This window comes from Apibacter sp. HY039 (assembly GCF_004023655.1).
Lineage (GTDB): Bacteria > Bacteroidota > Bacteroidia > Flavobacteriales > Weeksellaceae > Apibacter > Apibacter raozihei.
Window position 1 is genome coordinate 99,757 of the sequence record NZ_SAYM01000003.1, and the last position, 17,110, is coordinate 116,866.

The 17,110-nt window shown below is 32.6% G+C and carries 14 protein-coding genes and 1 tRNA gene; 8 read left to right on the plus strand and 7 right to left on the minus strand.

Annotated features, from left to right (window positions below; genetic code table 11):
- The first annotated feature begins 56 nt into the window (after positions 1 to 56).
- The 5 genes from EQ921_RS07850 to gyrB all read left to right on the plus strand — a co-directional run bounded on the left by EQ921_RS07850 (position 57) and on the right by gyrB (position 5,795).
- A complete protein-coding gene (locus EQ921_RS07850; protein ID WP_128331222.1) occupies positions 57 to 1,106 on the plus strand; it encodes an acyltransferase in 1,050 nt (349 codons plus the stop codon).
- Positions 1,107 to 1,131: 25 nt separating this feature from the next.
- A complete protein-coding gene (locus EQ921_RS07855; protein ID WP_128331223.1) occupies positions 1,132 to 1,680 on the plus strand; it encodes a DUF1599 domain-containing protein in 549 nt (182 codons plus the stop codon).
- Between the two features lie 4 nt (positions 1,681 to 1,684).
- Positions 1,685 to 2,779: a BT_3928 family protein gene (locus EQ921_RS07860; protein WP_128331224.1), complete on the plus strand. Its 1,095-nt coding sequence runs from the start codon at positions 1,685 to 1,687 to the stop codon at positions 2,777 to 2,779.
- A gap of 41 nt (positions 2,780 to 2,820) precedes the next feature.
- Complete coding sequence (gene tpiA, locus EQ921_RS07865) at positions 2,821 to 3,579, plus strand: triose-phosphate isomerase (RefSeq protein ID WP_128152787.1); 759 nt, start codon at positions 2,821 to 2,823, stop codon at positions 3,577 to 3,579.
- A gap of 278 nt (positions 3,580 to 3,857) precedes the next feature.
- A complete protein-coding gene (gene gyrB, locus EQ921_RS07870; protein ID WP_128152786.1) occupies positions 3,858 to 5,795 on the plus strand; it encodes a DNA topoisomerase (ATP-hydrolyzing) subunit B in 1,938 nt (645 codons plus the stop codon).
- A 59-nt stretch (positions 5,796 to 5,854) separates the two neighbouring features.
- Here the strand turns inward: gyrB and EQ921_RS07875 are convergent, their stop codons facing one another.
- The 3 genes from EQ921_RS07875 to EQ921_RS07885 all read right to left on the minus strand — a co-directional run bounded on the left by EQ921_RS07875 (position 5,855) and on the right by EQ921_RS07885 (position 7,975).
- On the minus strand, positions 5,855 to 6,385 hold the full coding sequence (locus EQ921_RS07875) for a GNAT family N-acetyltransferase (RefSeq protein ID WP_128152785.1): 531 nt from the start codon (positions 6,383 to 6,385) through the stop codon (positions 5,855 to 5,857).
- Positions 6,386 to 6,476: 91 nt separating this feature from the next.
- Positions 6,477 to 7,298 carry a hypothetical protein gene (locus tag EQ921_RS07880; RefSeq protein WP_128331225.1) on the minus strand — a complete coding sequence of 274 codons (822 nt, stop codon included), beginning with the start codon at positions 7,296 to 7,298 and terminating at the stop codon, positions 6,477 to 6,479.
- Positions 7,295 to 7,975, minus strand: a complete 681-nt coding sequence (locus tag EQ921_RS07885) for an RNA methyltransferase (protein WP_128152783.1) — start codon at positions 7,973 to 7,975, stop codon at positions 7,295 to 7,297. Before EQ921_RS07885 ends, EQ921_RS07880 begins: the two co-directional genes overlap by 4 nt.
- A gap of 67 nt (positions 7,976 to 8,042) precedes the next feature.
- Here EQ921_RS07885 and EQ921_RS07890 point away from each other — a divergent pair, with 67 nt between their 5' ends.
- Entirely contained in the window at positions 8,043 to 9,065 is a 1,023-nt protein-coding gene (locus tag EQ921_RS07890; protein WP_128331226.1) for an asparaginase, read from the plus strand.
- Positions 9,066 to 9,105: 40 nt separating this feature from the next.
- Here the strand turns inward: EQ921_RS07890 and EQ921_RS07895 are convergent, their stop codons facing one another.
- Positions 9,106 to 9,843: a hypothetical protein gene (locus tag EQ921_RS07895; protein WP_128331227.1), complete on the minus strand. Its 738-nt coding sequence runs from the start codon at positions 9,841 to 9,843 to the stop codon at positions 9,106 to 9,108.
- Between the two features lie 167 nt (positions 9,844 to 10,010).
- On the opposite strand from EQ921_RS07895, the gene EQ921_RS07900 reads away from it, so the two are divergent.
- A tRNA-Ser gene (locus EQ921_RS07900) sits at positions 10,011 to 10,097 on the plus strand.
- A 148-nt stretch (positions 10,098 to 10,245) separates the two neighbouring features.
- On the opposite strand, the gene pgl is transcribed toward EQ921_RS07900, so the two are convergent.
- Genes pgl through gnd form a run of 3 tightly spaced genes read right to left on the minus strand, consistent with a single transcriptional unit; the run spans position 10,246 to position 13,426 of the window.
- A complete protein-coding gene (gene pgl, locus EQ921_RS07905; RefSeq protein ID WP_128331228.1) occupies positions 10,246 to 10,971 on the minus strand; it encodes a 6-phosphogluconolactonase in 726 nt (241 codons plus the stop codon).
- Positions 10,968 to 12,503 carry a glucose-6-phosphate dehydrogenase gene (zwf, locus tag EQ921_RS07910; RefSeq protein WP_128152769.1) on the minus strand — a complete coding sequence of 512 codons (1,536 nt, stop codon included), beginning with the start codon at positions 12,501 to 12,503 and terminating at the stop codon, positions 10,968 to 10,970. Before zwf ends, pgl begins: the two co-directional genes overlap by 4 nt.
- 26 nt (positions 12,504 to 12,529) lie before the next feature.
- Positions 12,530 to 13,426: a phosphogluconate dehydrogenase (NAD(+)-dependent, decarboxylating) gene (gnd, locus tag EQ921_RS07915; protein ID WP_128331229.1), complete on the minus strand. Its 897-nt coding sequence runs from the start codon at positions 13,424 to 13,426 to the stop codon at positions 12,530 to 12,532.
- A 551-nt stretch (positions 13,427 to 13,977) separates the two neighbouring features.
- Here gnd and EQ921_RS07920 point away from each other — a divergent pair.
- A complete protein-coding gene (locus EQ921_RS07920) occupies positions 13,978 to 17,106 on the plus strand; it encodes a type VI secretion system Vgr family protein (RefSeq protein WP_128331230.1) in 3,129 nt (1,042 codons plus the stop codon).
- Positions 17,107 to 17,110: the final 4 nt, after the last annotated feature.

A 17,110-nucleotide genomic window follows, 5' to 3' on the forward strand; every position in this document is an offset into this window, starting at 1 on the left:
TAAGTTAAATATTTAAATAAAGGTTAAAATTAATAATTTTGTACATATAATAAAAGATGGAAAAAAATAAAGATAATAAAATACCACTGATTTGGATTGAAAATTTACGTGCTATTGCTGCAATGGCAGTAGTCTTACTACATGTTTCCGCCCAAATGATATATTCTTTTGGCAATGTCCCTGACTCTCAATGGTGGGCTGCTAATCTTTATGAAAGTTTTACTCGTTTTTGCGTACCTGTATTCCTGATGATAACCGGAGCGTTAACTTTAGGTAAACCCTATAAATTAACTGATTTTCTAAAAAAACGATTTACAAGGATACTAATTCCGTTTCTGTTTTGGAGTTTAATTTATATAATGTATAATTTATCAAGGGAATTTTTTAAATTTCATAGAACGTTTGACCTAGAATTTGTAAAATATTCATTGGAATATGGCTGGAATAAATTAGCATTCGGTGCTGGCTATCATATGTGGTATATATACTTATTAATTAGTTTATATTTGATTCATCCGGTCATAAACAGGTGGTTATTAAATAGTAACAGAAAAGAACAAATTTATTTTTTATGTATTTGTGCATTTGCTGTTTTGATTAATTATTTTCCGTTTGTATATTTAAAAACATCTGTTGATTTATCTTTTTTTTCACAATTTTTAGGATTTTTTGTACTAGGTTATTTTCTATTTACAACTAAGCTAAATATTAATAATAGAAATAAAATTATTTTATTTTTTGTATACTTTTTTTCATGTCTTCTTATTAGCTTAGACACCTATTTATCTTCTGTAAAAAACGGGGTTCTCACAGAAAATTATAAGCCTTGGGATATTATACAAGCAATTTCAATTTTTATTATTTTTAAAACAGTTTCATTTTTCAACAAAAAAAACAGATTTTTAAGTTTTATCAGTAAATATAGTTATGGTATATATCTGATTCATGTTCTTATGATAGATATCTCTGCAAAGATAGGTTTGGCTCATTATACATTTAACCCTTATCTATCTATACCAGCAACTTTTCTCTTTACCTTATTTTTATCAGTTTTAATATTATGGATAATTGATAGATTACCTTTAGGAAAATATGTTGTGAAATAGTATTTTTGTAGTGAATAAAAAAAACATGAAAAATACTTCCCAACAATTTGATTCTGTAATTTCAATATGTAGAAAATTATTTGAAAATAAATTGTCCGATTATGGAGCTGCATGGAGAATTTTGAGATTACCTTCTTTAACAGATCAAATTTATATAAAAGCTAACCGTATACGTACTATTCAGCAAAAAGGAGAGCAAAAAATTGATGAAAATATAGAGGGTGAATTTATAGCTATAATTAATTATTCAGCTATAGCTCTTATTCAACTTGAAAAAGGTGTGGTAGAGCAACCGGATATAAACTCTACAAAAGCTCTTGAATTTTATGATATTAAAATTTCTGAAGCAAAGGAATTAATGAATAATAAAAACCATGATTATGGTGAAGCCTGGAGAGAAATGCGTATTAGCTCAATAACAGATATGATTCTGCAAAAGTTGCTCAGAATTAAACAAATCGAAGATAATGAAGGGAAAACATTAGTTTCAGAAGGTTTAGAAGCAAATTATAATGACATACTAAATTATGCAGTATTTGCTTTAATATTGATAGACGAAAAAAACCAAAAATAAGTGTATGAAATATATAACAAATTTAGTAAGAATTGTGGTGGGAATAATATTTATTATCTCCGGCTTCGTTAAAGTAATAGATCCCATTGGATTTTCCTATAAATTAGAAGAGTATTTTGGACCGAGCGTATTCGATATATCGGTATTGCATAATTTAGCCCTACCTATGTCCATAGTTTTTGTTATATTAGAAGTAATGTTAGGTGTATTTTTATTGCTGGGCATTTTAAAAAAGTTAACTATATACTCATTGCTTATTTTAATCGTTTTCTTTTCTTTTTTAACGTTTTATTCGGCTTATTATAATGTAGTTACAGATTGCGGATGCTTTGGAGACGCTCTGAAATTAAAGCCCTGGACATCTTTTTATAAAGATATTGCCCTACTTGTAATGATATTATTGATAATTTCAGGATCCAAATATATAACACCTTTATTCAGTACTAAAATAAACGGTACTTTAGTTGTGGTTTCATTATTATTTTTAGGTTGGGTAGTCTATCAGGGCATTGCTCATCTACCGATCATAGATTTTAGACCTTATGCTGTAGGAAAAAATTTAATATCAGGGATGAACGATGGAATACCGGAAGTAAACAATACGGTGTATACTCTTAGAAATTTGAAAAATAATGAAGAAAAGAATTATACAGCTGATGAATATATTAATACAGAAATATGGAAAGATACTTTAAATTGGGCTATTAAAGATACTAAAGTTGAAATTATAAAAGAAGCAATACCTAATTCTGTTCACGATTTTATAGTAGATTGTCAGAATAATGATCGCACAGAGGAAATTTTGAATTCAGATAAAATAGCTGTATTTACAGTCCCATTTGCAAATAAACTGACTTTAATAGAAAAAGCAAAGCTAAGAAAAATCACTAATGAACTAAACCAGAAAAAAGTTAAATTTGTAATCTTGTCTAATGATCCTGGAGCTTTAACTCCTGTAGGTTCCTGCTCAATGGATCAGACTACTTTAAAAACAATTAACAGAAGTAACCCAGGATTAATGGTTCTGAAAAAAGGAATAGTGGTAGCCAAATATCATGCTAACGATTTTCCGGAAGTTAAAGAAATGGTAAAACTTTAATTAAAAATAAAAAAATAAAAATTAACATAAATTTTAACCTAATGAGAAAAAAAATTGTAGCTGGTAACTGGAAAATGAATAAAACTTTGCCGGAAGCCAAAGCTTTATTATCTGAAATAGACGCATATTTAAACTCAAATAATGCTAAATGTGAAGTTGTGGTGGGTATACCCTATATATATTTGGAAAATGCTAAATCTAACTTTAAAAATTTAAATATTTATTCAGAAGATATATCCGAGCATAAATCCGGAGCTTATACAGGAGAAATTTCTGCTGAAATGTTAGCCTCAATTCAGGCTGATGGAGCTATCATCGGGCATTCGGAAAGAAGACAATATCATAATGAAACGGATGAGCAAATAGGCAAAAAAGTTAAGATTGCTTTAGATAATGGATTAACACCTATTTTTTGTAATGGGGAAGTGTTAGAGGAAAGAAAAGCGGGTAAACATTTCGAAGTTGTTAAAAGACAAACCGAAGTTGCTTTATTTAACTTATCTTCAGAAGAAATCTCAAAAGTGGTTATTGCCTATGAACCCGTTTGGGCTATAGGTACAGGGGAAACAGCTACACCCGATCAGGCACAGGAAATTCATGCATATATTCGAAGTTTATTGGCAGAAAAATATGGAAAAGAAATAGCTGATTCAGTTTCCATTTTATATGGAGGAAGTGTAAAACCGGAGAATGCAAAAGATATATTTTCAAAACCGGATGTTGACGGCGGATTAATAGGAGGAGCTTCTTTAAACAGTAAAGATTTTGGATCCTTAATTCAAACGTATTCAGAAATTTAATTATATAAATACAAAATAGTTGTAGCCTGATTAAATATTAATCAGGCTTTTCTGTTTATATTCACTCAGCTTAAAATAAATTAATATGTAAATTATCTATTAGTAAACAATTGATAGCTGTTAATTCAATTTTATAAATAAAAAAATAAGTAAAAATAAAATGGTAAAATTATCCCGAAACAGGATCAATATAAGCCAATTTAGAGCTGGAAAAAACAATAAAAATTCGTATCTTTGTAAGTCGATTTTAAATAGTAAAAGAACCGATAGAATATAATATGAGTGAACAAAAATATACGGCTGACAGTATTCAGGCCTTAGAAGGAATTGAACACGTACGTATGCGTCCTTCCATGTATATTGGAGATGTGGGTGTCAGAGGCTTGCATCATTTAGTATATGAGGTGGTAGATAACTCAATAGATGAAGCTTTAGCTGGCTATTGTGATGATATAGATGTAATTATTGGTAAAGATAATTCCATTACCGTTAAAGACAATGGACGAGGTATTCCCGTAGATGTTAATACAAAAACCGGTTTATCTGCTTTAGAATTAGTAATGACCAAAATAGGAGCGGGAGGGAAGTTTGATAAAGATTCTTATAAAGTATCGGGAGGTCTCCACGGAGTAGGAGTTTCCTGTGTAAATGCACTATCAACCCTGTTAGTTGCTACGGTTAATCGAAACGGAAAAAAATACGAACAAAGATATTCAAAAGGGGTTGCCTTAAACCCTGTTGAAGTTGTCGGAACCTCTGAAAAGACCGGTACAGAAGTAACTTTCTCACCAGATCCGTCAATTTTTAATGATACGGTTTACAGCTACGATACACTAGCTACTCGTTTAAGAGAGCTTTCTTTCTTAAACAAAGGAATTACAATAACTATCACAGATGAACGTGAAACGGAAGAAGATGGAAGTTTTAAAAATGAAACCTTTCATTCAGATCGTGGACTTGAAGAATTTGTTGAGTTTGTAGATGGGAACCGTGAGCCTCTTATGGACGAAATTATTCATATGGAAGGTGAAATTGAAGATATTCCTGTAGAAGTAGCTATGCGTTACAATACTTCATACACAGAAAATATCCATTCCTACGTTAATAATATTAATACCCACGAAGGAGGTACACATTTAACAGGATTTAGAAGAGCATTGACCCGTACATTAAAAAAATATGCGGATGAAAATATAAATCTGGCTAAAGAAAAAGTTGAAATTACAGGAGATGATTTCCGTGAAGGTTTAACAGCTGTTGTATCTGTTAAAGTTATGGAACCTCAGTTTGAAGGCCAAACCAAAACTAAATTGGGAAATTCAGAGGTAAGTTCTGCGGTTGATAAACTAGTAGCAGAAATGTTAACTAATTATTTAGAAGAGCATCCGAATGAAGCAAAGCAAATAGTACAAAAAGTTTTATTAGCAGCAAAAGCAAGACAGGCAGCTAAAAAAGCACGTGAATTGGTTCAGAGAAAATCACCTTTAGGAGGAAGCGGTCTTCCCGGAAAACTGGCTGACTGTTCTTCGAGAAAAGCTGAGGACAGTGAATTGTTCCTTGTCGAGGGAGATTCAGCAGGTGGAACTGCTAAGCAGGGGAGAGATCGTATGTTTCAGGCTATACTTCCACTAAGAGGTAAAATTCTTAACGTGGAAAAAGCAATGAGCTACAAGGTTTTCGAAAGTGAAGAAATAAAAAATATTTATACGGCTCTAGGTGTTTCCGTAGGTACAGAAGAGGATTCCAAAGCTTTAAATATGGCTAAATTGAGGTATCATAAAGTGGTTATTATGACCGATGCCGATGTGGATGGTTCGCACATTACAACTCTGATTCTTACTTTCTTTTTCCGCTATATGAAAGAAATGATTGAAAAAGGATACATTTATATTGCAACTCCACCGTTATATTTATTAAAAAAAGGCAGCAAAGAATATTATGCCTGGGATGATAAGCACAGAGAAGAAATTGCTGCTCAGATTGGAAATGCTCAAGGAAAAGGATTTTCTGTACAGAGGTATAAAGGTCTTGGGGAAATGAATGCAGAACAACTTTGGGATACAACTATGAATCCGGAGCAAAGAACTCTACGTCAGGTTACCATAAACAATGCATCTGAAGCAGATAGAATCTTTTCTATGTTGATGGGAGATGATGTTCCGCCAAGAAGAGAATTTATTGAAAAAAATGCTGCATATGCTAAAATTGATGTTTAAATCATCAATAGCTGTAGAATAAAATAAAAAAGACTATCTCTGCAGATAGTCTTTTTTTATTATATAGAATATACGTTATGTATAGTTTCAATCACAGATTTGTGATCTTTTTCAATATCTAATTCACCGACTGACATTATTCTCATGGGATAAGAAATTCCTTTTGATTCATACGAAGGCTGTCTATACTTGATTTTATCCCATAATTTAAATCCTAATCTTTCATAAAAACCTATTCTTCTTTGGGAAATTTCTGTTTCCGGTGGTTCTACCTCCAGTACTATAGGTTTAGATATATTTTCCATAAAAACTTTCATAACTCTGCTTCCATATCCGCCACTTCTAAAATCTGAAGAAATAGCAAAATGTTCTGCAAAAATAAATTTATCAAAATCCCAAAAATTAAAAAAGCCAACATTTTTACTCTCAGTCACAGCCAATAATATTGAAAATTTATTTTGTGAATTTTCGTAAGCTTTAAACATTCTTTCAGTAGGTCTTTGCTCTTCTTTAGGAAAAGAATCCAAATAAAGTTTTTCCATAAAATTTACTTCATTAAGATTCATTAAATTCAATTTTTTTAGTTTCATATGTAAATGAATTAAGGTCCAAAATCATACGCTAATACGAATGATCTATAAATTTATTTTAAATATATACTATAAATATAGTGGATTTTTTTTAACGATCAAAGTAATCTCTTGTATTTTCATCTGTTTTTTTAACAGTTTCAGAAGTATCCGCATTGTCACTGGAACTTAATTCAATTCCTTTTTCTAAATGATCTTTTCTTGTTTCAAATCTTTGTATTACTAAGCTTTGCGATTTTATTTGTTCATCCAGTATTCTATTTTTGTCCCTCAAAAGTTGAATTTCTGTTATATTGGATATTATTCGTTGCTTTACTTTCTCAATACTAACTTTTTCCTTTTCAGTCAGATCTTTTCCTTCACTCAGGGTAACCTTTTGTTTATCAGACTGATTGCTTTTTTCAAGGTATAAAATACGATCAGAATTTCGTATTTTTTCTTTACTGAGCGTATTGCTATAGGCTCTGGCTCGATTTAGGTCATCCAAATTACACTCTTTAAGAATAGAATCTCTGTAACCGCTTAAAATGGTTACCAGCGAGTCATATTCATTTTTATAGTTTTTAGAAGTTAAAAAGTCGCCCTGCATATCTTGAAAAGAAGTATATATAGTCAGGGTGTTATCTTCATTAAAACTATATGCAAAATATCCGCTCCATGTATTTCCCTCCTGTAGAAACTGAATTTCACTGCCCGTTACTTTATTGATGACACCCCCTTTCACTTTTCCTCCATTCTTTTTTATAAAGGTTTTCCACGTATTTACTAAAACGTCTTTGTTGCAAACAGGGGCTTTAAAACCAAAACCTTCTAATGGCTTATTTTTTTCAGTGAATGTAACCTCCTCAATTTTTTGTGCAGGAAGTAAAGATATTGTTAGACAAACCCAGCAGGACAGTAATGTTTTTTTCATTTTTGAAAAGTTTTAAGATAATGTAGGGCTATTTCCTCACCGGAACTAACCGATTTAATCGCCCATTTTATTTTTAATTCCAATTTTTCTTCTTCAGATAATTTCCAGTCTAAACTTGATTTTTCAAGTTTATTTCTCATTTCATAAAATGAAATACCTGCAGCTACCGATACATTTAAACTTTCAGTAAATCCAAGCATAGGAATTTTAATACAGATGTCTGCAAGACTAAGAGTTTCCTCAGTTACTCCTTTAAATTCTGTACCATATATTAAAGCTACCGGTTGTTTTATTTGAAAGTCCTGAATATTTATTGCATTTTTTTCAGGTGAAATGGCAGCCAATTGATAACCTTTATTTTTTATATTTTGTAAAGCCCCTAAGCCTGCATGCATATAAATAATATCTACCCACTTATCAGCACCTTTAGATACAGTAGCCTCCGGAATAAATGAATTTCTGTTCTCCAGAGCATATACGGACTGAAATCCAAAAGCTTCCATACTTCGGACAATAGCTCCGGCATTACGATACTGATAAATATCTTCTAAAACAGGAGCAATATAATTTGTTCTGTAAGATACCAGTTTTTCAATTTTATCTAATTTAACAGTAGAAATAAAACCTTTTAAATACTCATAAAGACTCAGCTTTTCTTCAAAACCTTTTGGAATCATAGCTCAAAAATAATAATTTAAGCTGTTAATTAATTCATAAATTAGCCTTAAAAAATAAAATTTTCTTATGAAGAGAAGAATTTTACTTATTTATACGGGAGGAACTATAGGTATGATGAAAAAATACGGATCAGAAGTACTGATTCCTTTTGATTTCAGTAATATTATTAATCACATTCCCGAAATAAAATTAATCAATGCGAATATTGATTTTTATGAATTTGAAAATCCTATTGATTCCTCAGATATAGAAATCAAAGATTGGAAATTTCTGGCATTGCTCTTAAAAGAAAAATACGAATATTATGACGGATTTGTAGTATTACATGGTACAGATACAATGTCTTATACAGCATCTATGATGAGCTTTATGCTACAGGGAATAAAAAAGCCGGTAATATTCACAGGCTCTCAGTTACCGATTGGAGAGCTTCGTACAGACTCAAAAGAAAACTTAATTACGAGCATATACTATGCTAGTTTATATCAAAATTCGCAATCCGTTATTCAGGAAGTTTGTTTATATTTTGAACATAAATTATATAGAGCCAACAGAACCACTAAATTTTCTTCTGAACATTTTGATGCATTTATTTCTCCGAATTATCCTATTTTAGGTGAATCTGGAGTTAATCTTGAAATTTTTAATGAAAACCTATTTAAGCCGTCCTCTAAATTTAATCTTAATACAGATATTGAACCTAATATTGATGTAGTTAGTTTTTTTCCAGGAAGAAACAAACGTTTATTGGAATATTCATTGCTAAATTCGGAAATAAAAGGATTAATACTAAGAACCTTTGGTTCCGGTAATATTCCATCGGATAAAGAAACGATAGACTATTTGAAAAAAGCTAAAGATTTGGGTAAAGAAATAGTAGTTATTACCCAATGTGTGAGAGGAAGTGTAAGTATTGGTAAATATCATAACAGTACTATTTTTACTGACTTAAATGTTTGTAACGGATTTGATATTACTTTAGAAGCTGCTACAACAAAGCTGATGTGGCTTTTAGGACAAAAATACAAATCAGAAGACCTCAAAAAAGAATTTGAATCACAGATAGCAGGTGAAATATCTGTTTATTAACAATAAAAATGCCTGACTAATTTTAGTCAGGCTGAATATTCTAATTTCTAATGTCCTTTAATTTATTTTGAATATCTGTGATATCCTGAGACTTGGTATTTAGCTCTTGTTCAATTTCAATATTCCTGTTTTGCAGGTTTTGAATTTGTAATTCGTTGGATGATTGTTTATTTTTTTGTTTCTGTATTTTATTAAAATCTTTTTTTGTAATATCAGAAGCAGTATAATCTTTTTTCAGATCATTTTGGATTTTAGCATTTTCTTTAGTTAAATTTTTAATTTTAGCATTATTGTTATTTAACTCTTTAGTAAGATTATCCTTAACAGATAAGGAAGTTTTCAAATCAGAGGTTGTACAATTCAGATTAACCGTATTACTGAATTTTTGTAATTTGCTTTTAACTATTTCTATATCCTGAGGAGAATTAGAAGTGCTCAAAAAATTACCCTCAGCATTTTTAAAGTACATATATACCTCTATATTAGGGTTATTCTTTTCAATGGTATAAAATATACCTGCGTCCCATAAATTTTCAGAATTAAATTGAAGATGGGTACCGGAAATCTTTGCCGTTAAATCACCGCCGATTTTACCTTTATTTTCTTTAATGAAGTTTTTCCATGCGTCATTAATAATATTTTTATTACAAGTACTTTGGGTAAAGTGAAATGCATCTACAGAATTTTTATTAAGAAGATAAGTTATTTCATTAACTTCCTGAGCCTGAAAAAAACCTAAAGTAAGGGTTCCTAAGATAATAACTAGTTTTTTTTTCATAATTACATTATATTTTCATTTTAAACTTTTTGTGAATGTCAACAATCATACCTTTTTATAAATCGGTAATATTTTCCGTTTTTTCAAGTAGTGCGAGATTGTTATGGAAAATTAAAGAATAGTTTTTGCTGTTTGGAAAAAAAATTCTACATTTGTCAACCTAATTCAGAGAGGTGCTCGAGTGGTTGAAGAGGCTACCCTGGAAAGGTAGTATACGGGTGACCGTATCGTGGGTTCGAATCCCATCCTCTCTGCAAAAAAAATCTTAACTATATTAATAGTTAAGATTTTTTTTGCAAAATATTATAATACATCATAAGCTTCATTGATAAATAGATAAATAAGAGATATAAAAAAAAGAGATAGTTTAAGCTATCTCTTTTTTTTATATTGATATCATTTCTATAATAGCGAAGCAGCTTTTTCATCCAGAAACCAATATAAGTATCCTTGTTCCGGATTAACTAGAGCTGCGGGATATTTAGATTTAGCAACCGATCTGTTTTCGATCATTTCTTTTATTTTTTCTGCTTTATTTTCTCCCGTTACAAGAAAAGCAACATGCTGTGCTTTATTAATAACGGTTCCTGTAAGGCTGATTCTTTGCTTTCCGGTTTCTGGGTGTGAAGCGACCACGCAACTGGACTTTTCATTCCAAAGCTGGATCTGATTGGGAAAAATTGATGCTGTATGACCATCATCTCCCATTCCGAGTATGACTAGCTCAAAACTAGGAATAGAATTTTTGGTTAATAATTCTGTAGCAAGAATTTTACTGTATCTTACGGCTTCCTCATCAGGATTGGATTCTCCTTTAATTCTGAAAATTGAATTATCTTTAATTTGGGGTAATTGATCAAATAAATGTTCTTTAGTCATTTTAAAATTACTCATTTCATCATCAGGAGAAACACAGCGTTCGTCTCCCCAGAAAAAAGAAATTTTATTCCAGTCGATTTTTTCTTTACAATGCTCAGCCCAATAGTCAAACAAGACTTTAGGAGTAGAGCCCCCTGACAATGAAATATTTACATGCGGATAAACCTCCAGTAATTTGAGTAAAAACAGAGTGAATCCTTCACTCAGATCTTGTGTATCTTTATAAACGTTTATATTTTCTTTTATCATAATTCACAATATATACCATCATCGGATAAATTTTTACAAGGATATCTCCATCCGTATCCACAAGCTTCAATTAGGTCATCAGCTTGTACAGGCCCCCAGGAACCTGCAGGATAGCCGTATAGCGGAGCATCCGGAGTTTTATCCCAGAAATCCAGAATCGGTTGCACGTATTTCCAGGTAGCTTCCACAGCATCTCCTCTTATATATAGGGTAGAATCACCTGTCATACAATCCAGGAGCAGTCTTTCATAAGCATCGGGAACATACGTATTTTGTAAATCCGAATAATGAAAATTAATATTTACATTTTTAACCTGATATCCGTTTCCGGGAACTTTCATTCGGGTTTTCAAAAGTATTCCTTCATCGGGTTGAATTCGTAGAATCAGCTGATTACTGTCACTACTGGAATCTGCAATTTCAGGGAATAACCTTTGCGGAGCCGGACGAAAATGAATGACTATTTCAGATGCCCGGGTGGGTAATCTTTTTCCGGTTCTTAAATAAAAAGGTACATCTGCCCATCGCCAATTGTCTATAAATAGTTTCATGGCAATATAGGTTTCTGTTCGGGAATCGGGAGCTACATCTTTTTCTTCCCTGTATCCTTTAACATATTGTCCCTTGATATTAGCAGACGTGTATTGACCCCGAATCACATTTTTAAACAAATCATCATCCTTTAAGGGACGTAAAGCCTGAAAAACCTTTAATTTTTCGTTTCTGACGGCTTCAGATTCAATGGACATCGGAGGCTCCATAGCCACCAGAGCCAATAATTGCATTAAATGGTTTTGAACCATATCCCGTAAAGCTCCGGAATGATCGTAATAACTTCCTCTGTTTTCGATACCTAAACTTTCGGCAGCGGTAATTTCTACATGATGAATATAATTTCGATTCCAGAGCGGTTCATAGATACCATTGGCAAAACGCGTAACCAACAAATTCTGAACCGTTTCCTTACCCAGATAATGATCAATTCTATAGATTTGATCTTCTCTGTAATCTTCCTTTAATAATTCATTTAAATCAACAGCTGATTTATAATCCGTACCAAAAGGTTTTTCAATGATTATTCTTCGGAAAAATTCCTCTTCTTTATTTAACCCCTGATTTGCTAAAAATTTAGGTATCAGTGGGTATAAGGTAGGGGGAGTAGATAAATAAAAGATGTAGTTTCCTTCAGTAAATTCCGTTTTGTCGAGACTTTCAAGCCTCTCTTTCAGTTTTACATATTCTTCTTCCTGATCAGTATTGATAGAAAGATAATGCAGTTTATTTAAAAAAGATGAAATATCTTCTTCTGGATCCTGTTTTCCGTTGGCAAACTGAATAATTCCATCTTTCATTTTTTCACGGAACGATTCATCCGTAAATGCACTTCTGGCAACCCCTAAAATAGCAAATTTTTCAGGTAGTGATTTTTGCTTATAAAGATCAAACAAAGCAGGAATTAGTTTTCTGTATGTAAGATCTCCGGAGGCTCCAAAAATCACTAATATTTGGTTTTTAATATTTTTTTGAGACATTTATAAATAGTAATTTATACTAAATTTTAATCTTTTTTTACTTCATGTCCACCAAACTGGTTTCTCATAGCAGCCAATAATTTCATGGCAAATGATGATTCCTGTCTGGATTCGAAACGGGTAAATAAAGAAGCTGTAATTACATGCGCAGGAACATCAAAGTCCATAGCTGTCTGTACGGTCCATCTACCTTCTCCACTATCAGCAACATAATCTTTGATACCCTCCAGATTTTCGTTACCGTCTAAGGCATTTCCAATCAGTTCCAATAACCAGGAACGAACCACCGAACCCTGCATCCATACTTTAGATATTTTTTCCAAATCTACATCGTAAGGAGAATTTTTCATAATTTCAAATCCTTCGGCATAGGCCTGCATCATTCCGTATTCAATACCGTTATGAACCATTTTTACCATGTGCCCGGAACCGCTTTCACCGCATCGTAAATAGCCATTATCGGGGGCAAGACTTTTAAATATAGGTTCAGCAAAATCGCAAGCATCCTTATCTCCTCCATACATAAGACAATAACCGTTTTGAAGTCCCCAAACACCCCCACTGGTACCACAGTCCAGATAGTGTATTCCGGATTCCTTAACTTTTTTCCCACGTTCTACAGTTTCTCTCCAATAGCTGTTTCCACCATCTACGATAATATCTCCTTTGCCCAGTAGTTTTGTTAATTCCGCAATATTTTCATCCACAGGCTTACCTGCGGGAACCATAAGCCAGATAAGCTTTCTTCCTTCAAGCTTTCCAACCAGATCTTGTAGGTCGGAAGCAGGAATTGCGCCTTTTGCAGCAGCTTCTTCCACTTCCTTAGCTGTTAAATTATAAACTACAACTTCATGTCCATGATCTAAAAGGCGTTCTACCATTTTACCGCCCATTTTTCCTAATCCTACAAATCCAATTTTCATATTTATAAATTATAATTTTAGTTTAATGGTATTAGTAACCATTGTTTCTCATTAAAATTCACCAATAACCATGCCTCATATCTTAAAATATATAGATGATTTCTATGTTCATATTAGAATTGTTATAAACCTATGCTATTATGTAAATAAAGAAGCTATAAATGAATAAGATAGTGTTGAATATTCCATTACTATTTTTCTGAAAATAAATATTTAAAAATATGAAGTAGAAAGAATGTCAAAATGGCATTAATTGTAAGGATGGTTTGGCGGTTGATTTTATTTCTTTTTAAATACAAATAATTAGGAACGATCCCTTGTGTATTTCACCGTGAAATATTGCTTACCGATAGTCAACAAACGCATATTCCTTATAAAATATAATTATACTTTTTAATAAAGTAATATCCTTATTATTTTGTTTAATTTGTATAACATTGTTTTTATTTTTAATAAAAATCTAATTTTATTTTTATTATTATCTTGAAAATAATTTTTATTTTTGGTATTTAAATAATTCGATTTTTTATAAATGTAAATAAACTGATTTCATGAAAACGTATGATCCCGAAGATTTTAACGGTCTTCCGTTTCGCCTTTTACCGCAAGAAGAAGAAAAAAAATATTACGCCCGTTACGGAGGCAGTAAAGACAATCGTTATGGAGATTCGCATCTGGTTCATATAAGAGTTCATATTAAGAGCCAACCATTTTTTACTCACACACATATTGAACTGAGGTTAGTGGAACGAATCAAGGGGGAACATGAATTTACCCTTACAGCGGATCCGGATGAATTCGGAGAATCGGACGGATATCTTTTAGAGAATTCGCGTGAGTATTTAGGGAGTCACATAACCTTTGAATTTCGACAGTTCGGGAAAACGGCATCTGTATGGACGGGTGTTATTTCTAGCATTTCCAGCAGGAAAAATAAGGGAATCCGCCATGTGATACTTCAGGGAACATCCCCCTCAGTGCTTATGGAAAATGGCCTTCATTGCCGTAGTTTTGAAGACAAAACCTTTGAAGAGATAATACAAGAAGTCACCCGAAGGTATCCTCAGGATTTAATTCGCTTTAAAGTAAACCCTAATTTTAAAGAAAGCTTAAGCTATGTTGTACAGTATAATCAGAGCGATTTTGAGTTTTTATGCCATCTGTCGGAAAGGTTTGGAGAATATTTTTATTATTCAGGAGAAGAATACCACTTCAGTAGCTGGGGGAGCCGTATAGTGGAAGTATTGGAAGGAGAAGATGTTTACGATTACGATGTTCAGCTCAAAACCCTGCCTCAGAAATTCAGTTATACAGGTTACGATCCCCAACAAAATTCATCTTATACGATAGACTCTTCTCACTCAAGAGTACAAAGTTCGGAAAATCCATTCCAGCGTTCAGCCTCCAATACCAGCGAAGGTTTGTTTACGGTTTCTCCCACCGGACATTATCTGGGGAGTCTTATGCATCAACACCAGCTGGAAATAGAGCGTCAGGTACTTAGGGAAAGGCAGCATAAACAAAACCTAGTGTATGTAGAAGCTACGAGCAATAACCCTCACTTACGGGTGGGCGACATCGCAAAGATGAATGCTTGGATGCCGGGTCACAAAGTGTTTAAAACAGGAAAAACTCCGATAGAATCGTACCGGATTCTGGAAATAATTCATGAATTTTCGGATGGCGGGGGCTATATCAACAGTTTTACCGGTGTACCTAAAGATTTAAGTGTCCCTCCTTACTACAATGCTGCCTGCTTCCCTAAAGCCGAGTTGCAACATGCCACGGTAACGGATAATCAGGATCCGTTAAAGATGGGTAGGGTACGGGTACAGTTTGTCTGGCAGAAGCCGAATAATCAGCAATCTCCCTGGATACAGTTGATACAGCCCCATGCCGGAACAGGCAAGGGTACCTATATGAATCCGGAGATAGGAGAAACAGTGTTATGTGCGTTTCAGGGGGGTAATGCGGAGTGTCCTATTGTATTAGGAACCGCCTATAACGGAGGGGAGATTGCCGCTTATTATACCCAAGGAAACGATATAAAAGTGATACAAACGAGAAGCGGAGCCAAGATTGTATTTAATGATGCCGAAGGTCAGGGCTCTATAATGATAGAAGATCCCAGCGGAAATAAAATGTTCATGGATGGAGAGGGAAATATTAAAGTAAATGCACCCAAAGATATAGAAATAACAGCCGGAGAGAATATGAAAATGCAGGTAGGAAATGACCTGCATTTTACGGTAGGGAACCAGGCTACGCTGGATATTATGCAAAAGATGCTGGTAAACACTCCGTTTATGCAGCAGCTGGTGAGTAACTATTACCATACCCAGGCAGGAAAAGCCTTACTATCCTCTGCAAATGAAATAAAAATTGAAAGCCCGGAAACTTTTGTACAAGGAGGACAGAAACTATTTTTACATTCCGACGAGCTGGCTACGTTAAATTCTCAGGGCATTGCCGAAATGAAAGGAGAAACTAAAAATTCTTTGAGTAATATAAGTAGTGACTACGAACCCCAGCGGGAAGAAATAAAGGCTAAATGTGTGGTAATGTTTAGACCACATGATAAATGGAATGGAGAATTTGGTTTTGACTGGATTAGAATGGGGGATAATGATACAGGCCGTCGCGGTGATAAATTTTGGTATAGAGATATTATAGGAAATTATAGAGATTCAACAGGAAACTTACATCAAATATATTCTGGAGGAGTATTTAAAAAGGATAATGCGAAATATACTGCTTTAATGAAAGAGTTTACCGTATTTTCTATTCCTTGGAAAAAAGATTTTTATATTGTTCCCATATTAACGGTAATGCCCAATAATAGTGCTAAGTTTACATTGAAAGTAATAATAGAAGAAGAACCTGAAAGTATAATATATGAATTGGATAGAAAGTATTATACTCTGAATAAATATAAGCTTTCAAAAAAGACTAAAGGAAAGCATACTATTTACAATGACTTGCAAATAACAAATGTGAAAGAACACGAAAATCCTATTTTTCTAAATGTAAAGTGTATTTCAAAAAGCGGAGAAGATTGTAAAGTAGGGCAAATTAAAATATTACCTAATGGTGTAAAAAATAGAAAAAAAGTAAATATTGCTTTAATAAAAGTTAAAAGAGGTGTAGCTAATGAATTTCGCTCGTTAGATATTAATTCAAGAAAAGATGAATTGCAAAAATATTTAAATCAAGCTTTGATAGAGCCTATTTTTGAAAATTGGAATATAGCTATAAATAGTTTAAATAGTACGGAAAGAGAACTATTTAATAATAATTATAGAAATAAAGGTGCTAGTAGCAATGAAGTTATAGAAATATTAAATAGAATAATGATTAGAACAGACTCTAAATTTTCATCGTATTTTAAAATATATTTTATAGATGATTCTCTAGGAGGATTATATGGAAGATCTTATGGTATTGGTACCTCTCATCGTGCTGTAATTATTTTAACTAATGGTTTCTCAGATAGTACAGTAGCTCACGAAACATTACATTCAATGAGTTTATATCATACGTTTGATAATGATGGTAAATATACCTTCATTAAGTCTGAATTAGATAATATTATGGATTATTCAGATATTGAAAATAGAATATTTCCTGTCATAAGTACTGCTGTATGGCAATGGAAAAGATTGTGGAACTTTATAACATAAACAA

Coding starts and splice junctions, on each gene's coding strand:
- EQ921_RS07860 (WP_128331224.1), top strand. CDS start 1,685: ATGAAATATATAACAAATTTAGTAAGAATTGTGGTGGGAATAATATTT.
- pgl (WP_128331228.1), bottom strand. CDS start 10,971: ATGATAAAAGAAAATATAAACGTTTATAAAGATACACAAGATCTGAGT.
- EQ921_RS07880 (WP_128331225.1), bottom strand. CDS start 7,298: ATGAAAAAAACATTACTGTCCTGCTGGGTTTGTCTAACAATATCTTTA.
- gyrB (WP_128152786.1), top strand. CDS start 3,858: ATGAGTGAACAAAAATATACGGCTGACAGTATTCAGGCCTTAGAAGGA.
- EQ921_RS07850 (WP_128331222.1), top strand. CDS start 57: ATGGAAAAAAATAAAGATAATAAAATACCACTGATTTGGATTGAAAAT.
- EQ921_RS07920 (WP_128331230.1), top strand. CDS start 13,978: ATGAAAACGTATGATCCCGAAGATTTTAACGGTCTTCCGTTTCGCCTT.
- tpiA (WP_128152787.1), top strand. CDS start 2,821: ATGAGAAAAAAAATTGTAGCTGGTAACTGGAAAATGAATAAAACTTTG.
- EQ921_RS07875 (WP_128152785.1), bottom strand. CDS start 6,385: ATGAAACTAAAAAAATTGAATTTAATGAATCTTAATGAAGTAAATTTT.
- EQ921_RS07855 (WP_128331223.1), top strand. CDS start 1,132: ATGAAAAATACTTCCCAACAATTTGATTCTGTAATTTCAATATGTAGA.
- zwf (WP_128152769.1), bottom strand. CDS start 12,503: ATGTCTCAAAAAAATATTAAAAACCAAATATTAGTGATTTTTGGAGCC.
- EQ921_RS07885 (WP_128152783.1), bottom strand. CDS start 7,975: ATGATTCCAAAAGGTTTTGAAGAAAAGCTGAGTCTTTATGAGTATTTA.
- gnd (WP_128331229.1), bottom strand. CDS start 13,426: ATGAAAATTGGATTTGTAGGATTAGGAAAAATGGGCGGTAAAATGGTA.
- EQ921_RS07890 (WP_128331226.1), top strand. CDS start 8,043: ATGAAGAGAAGAATTTTACTTATTTATACGGGAGGAACTATAGGTATG.
- EQ921_RS07895 (WP_128331227.1), bottom strand. CDS start 9,843: ATGAAAAAAAAACTAGTTATTATCTTAGGAACCCTTACTTTAGGTTTT.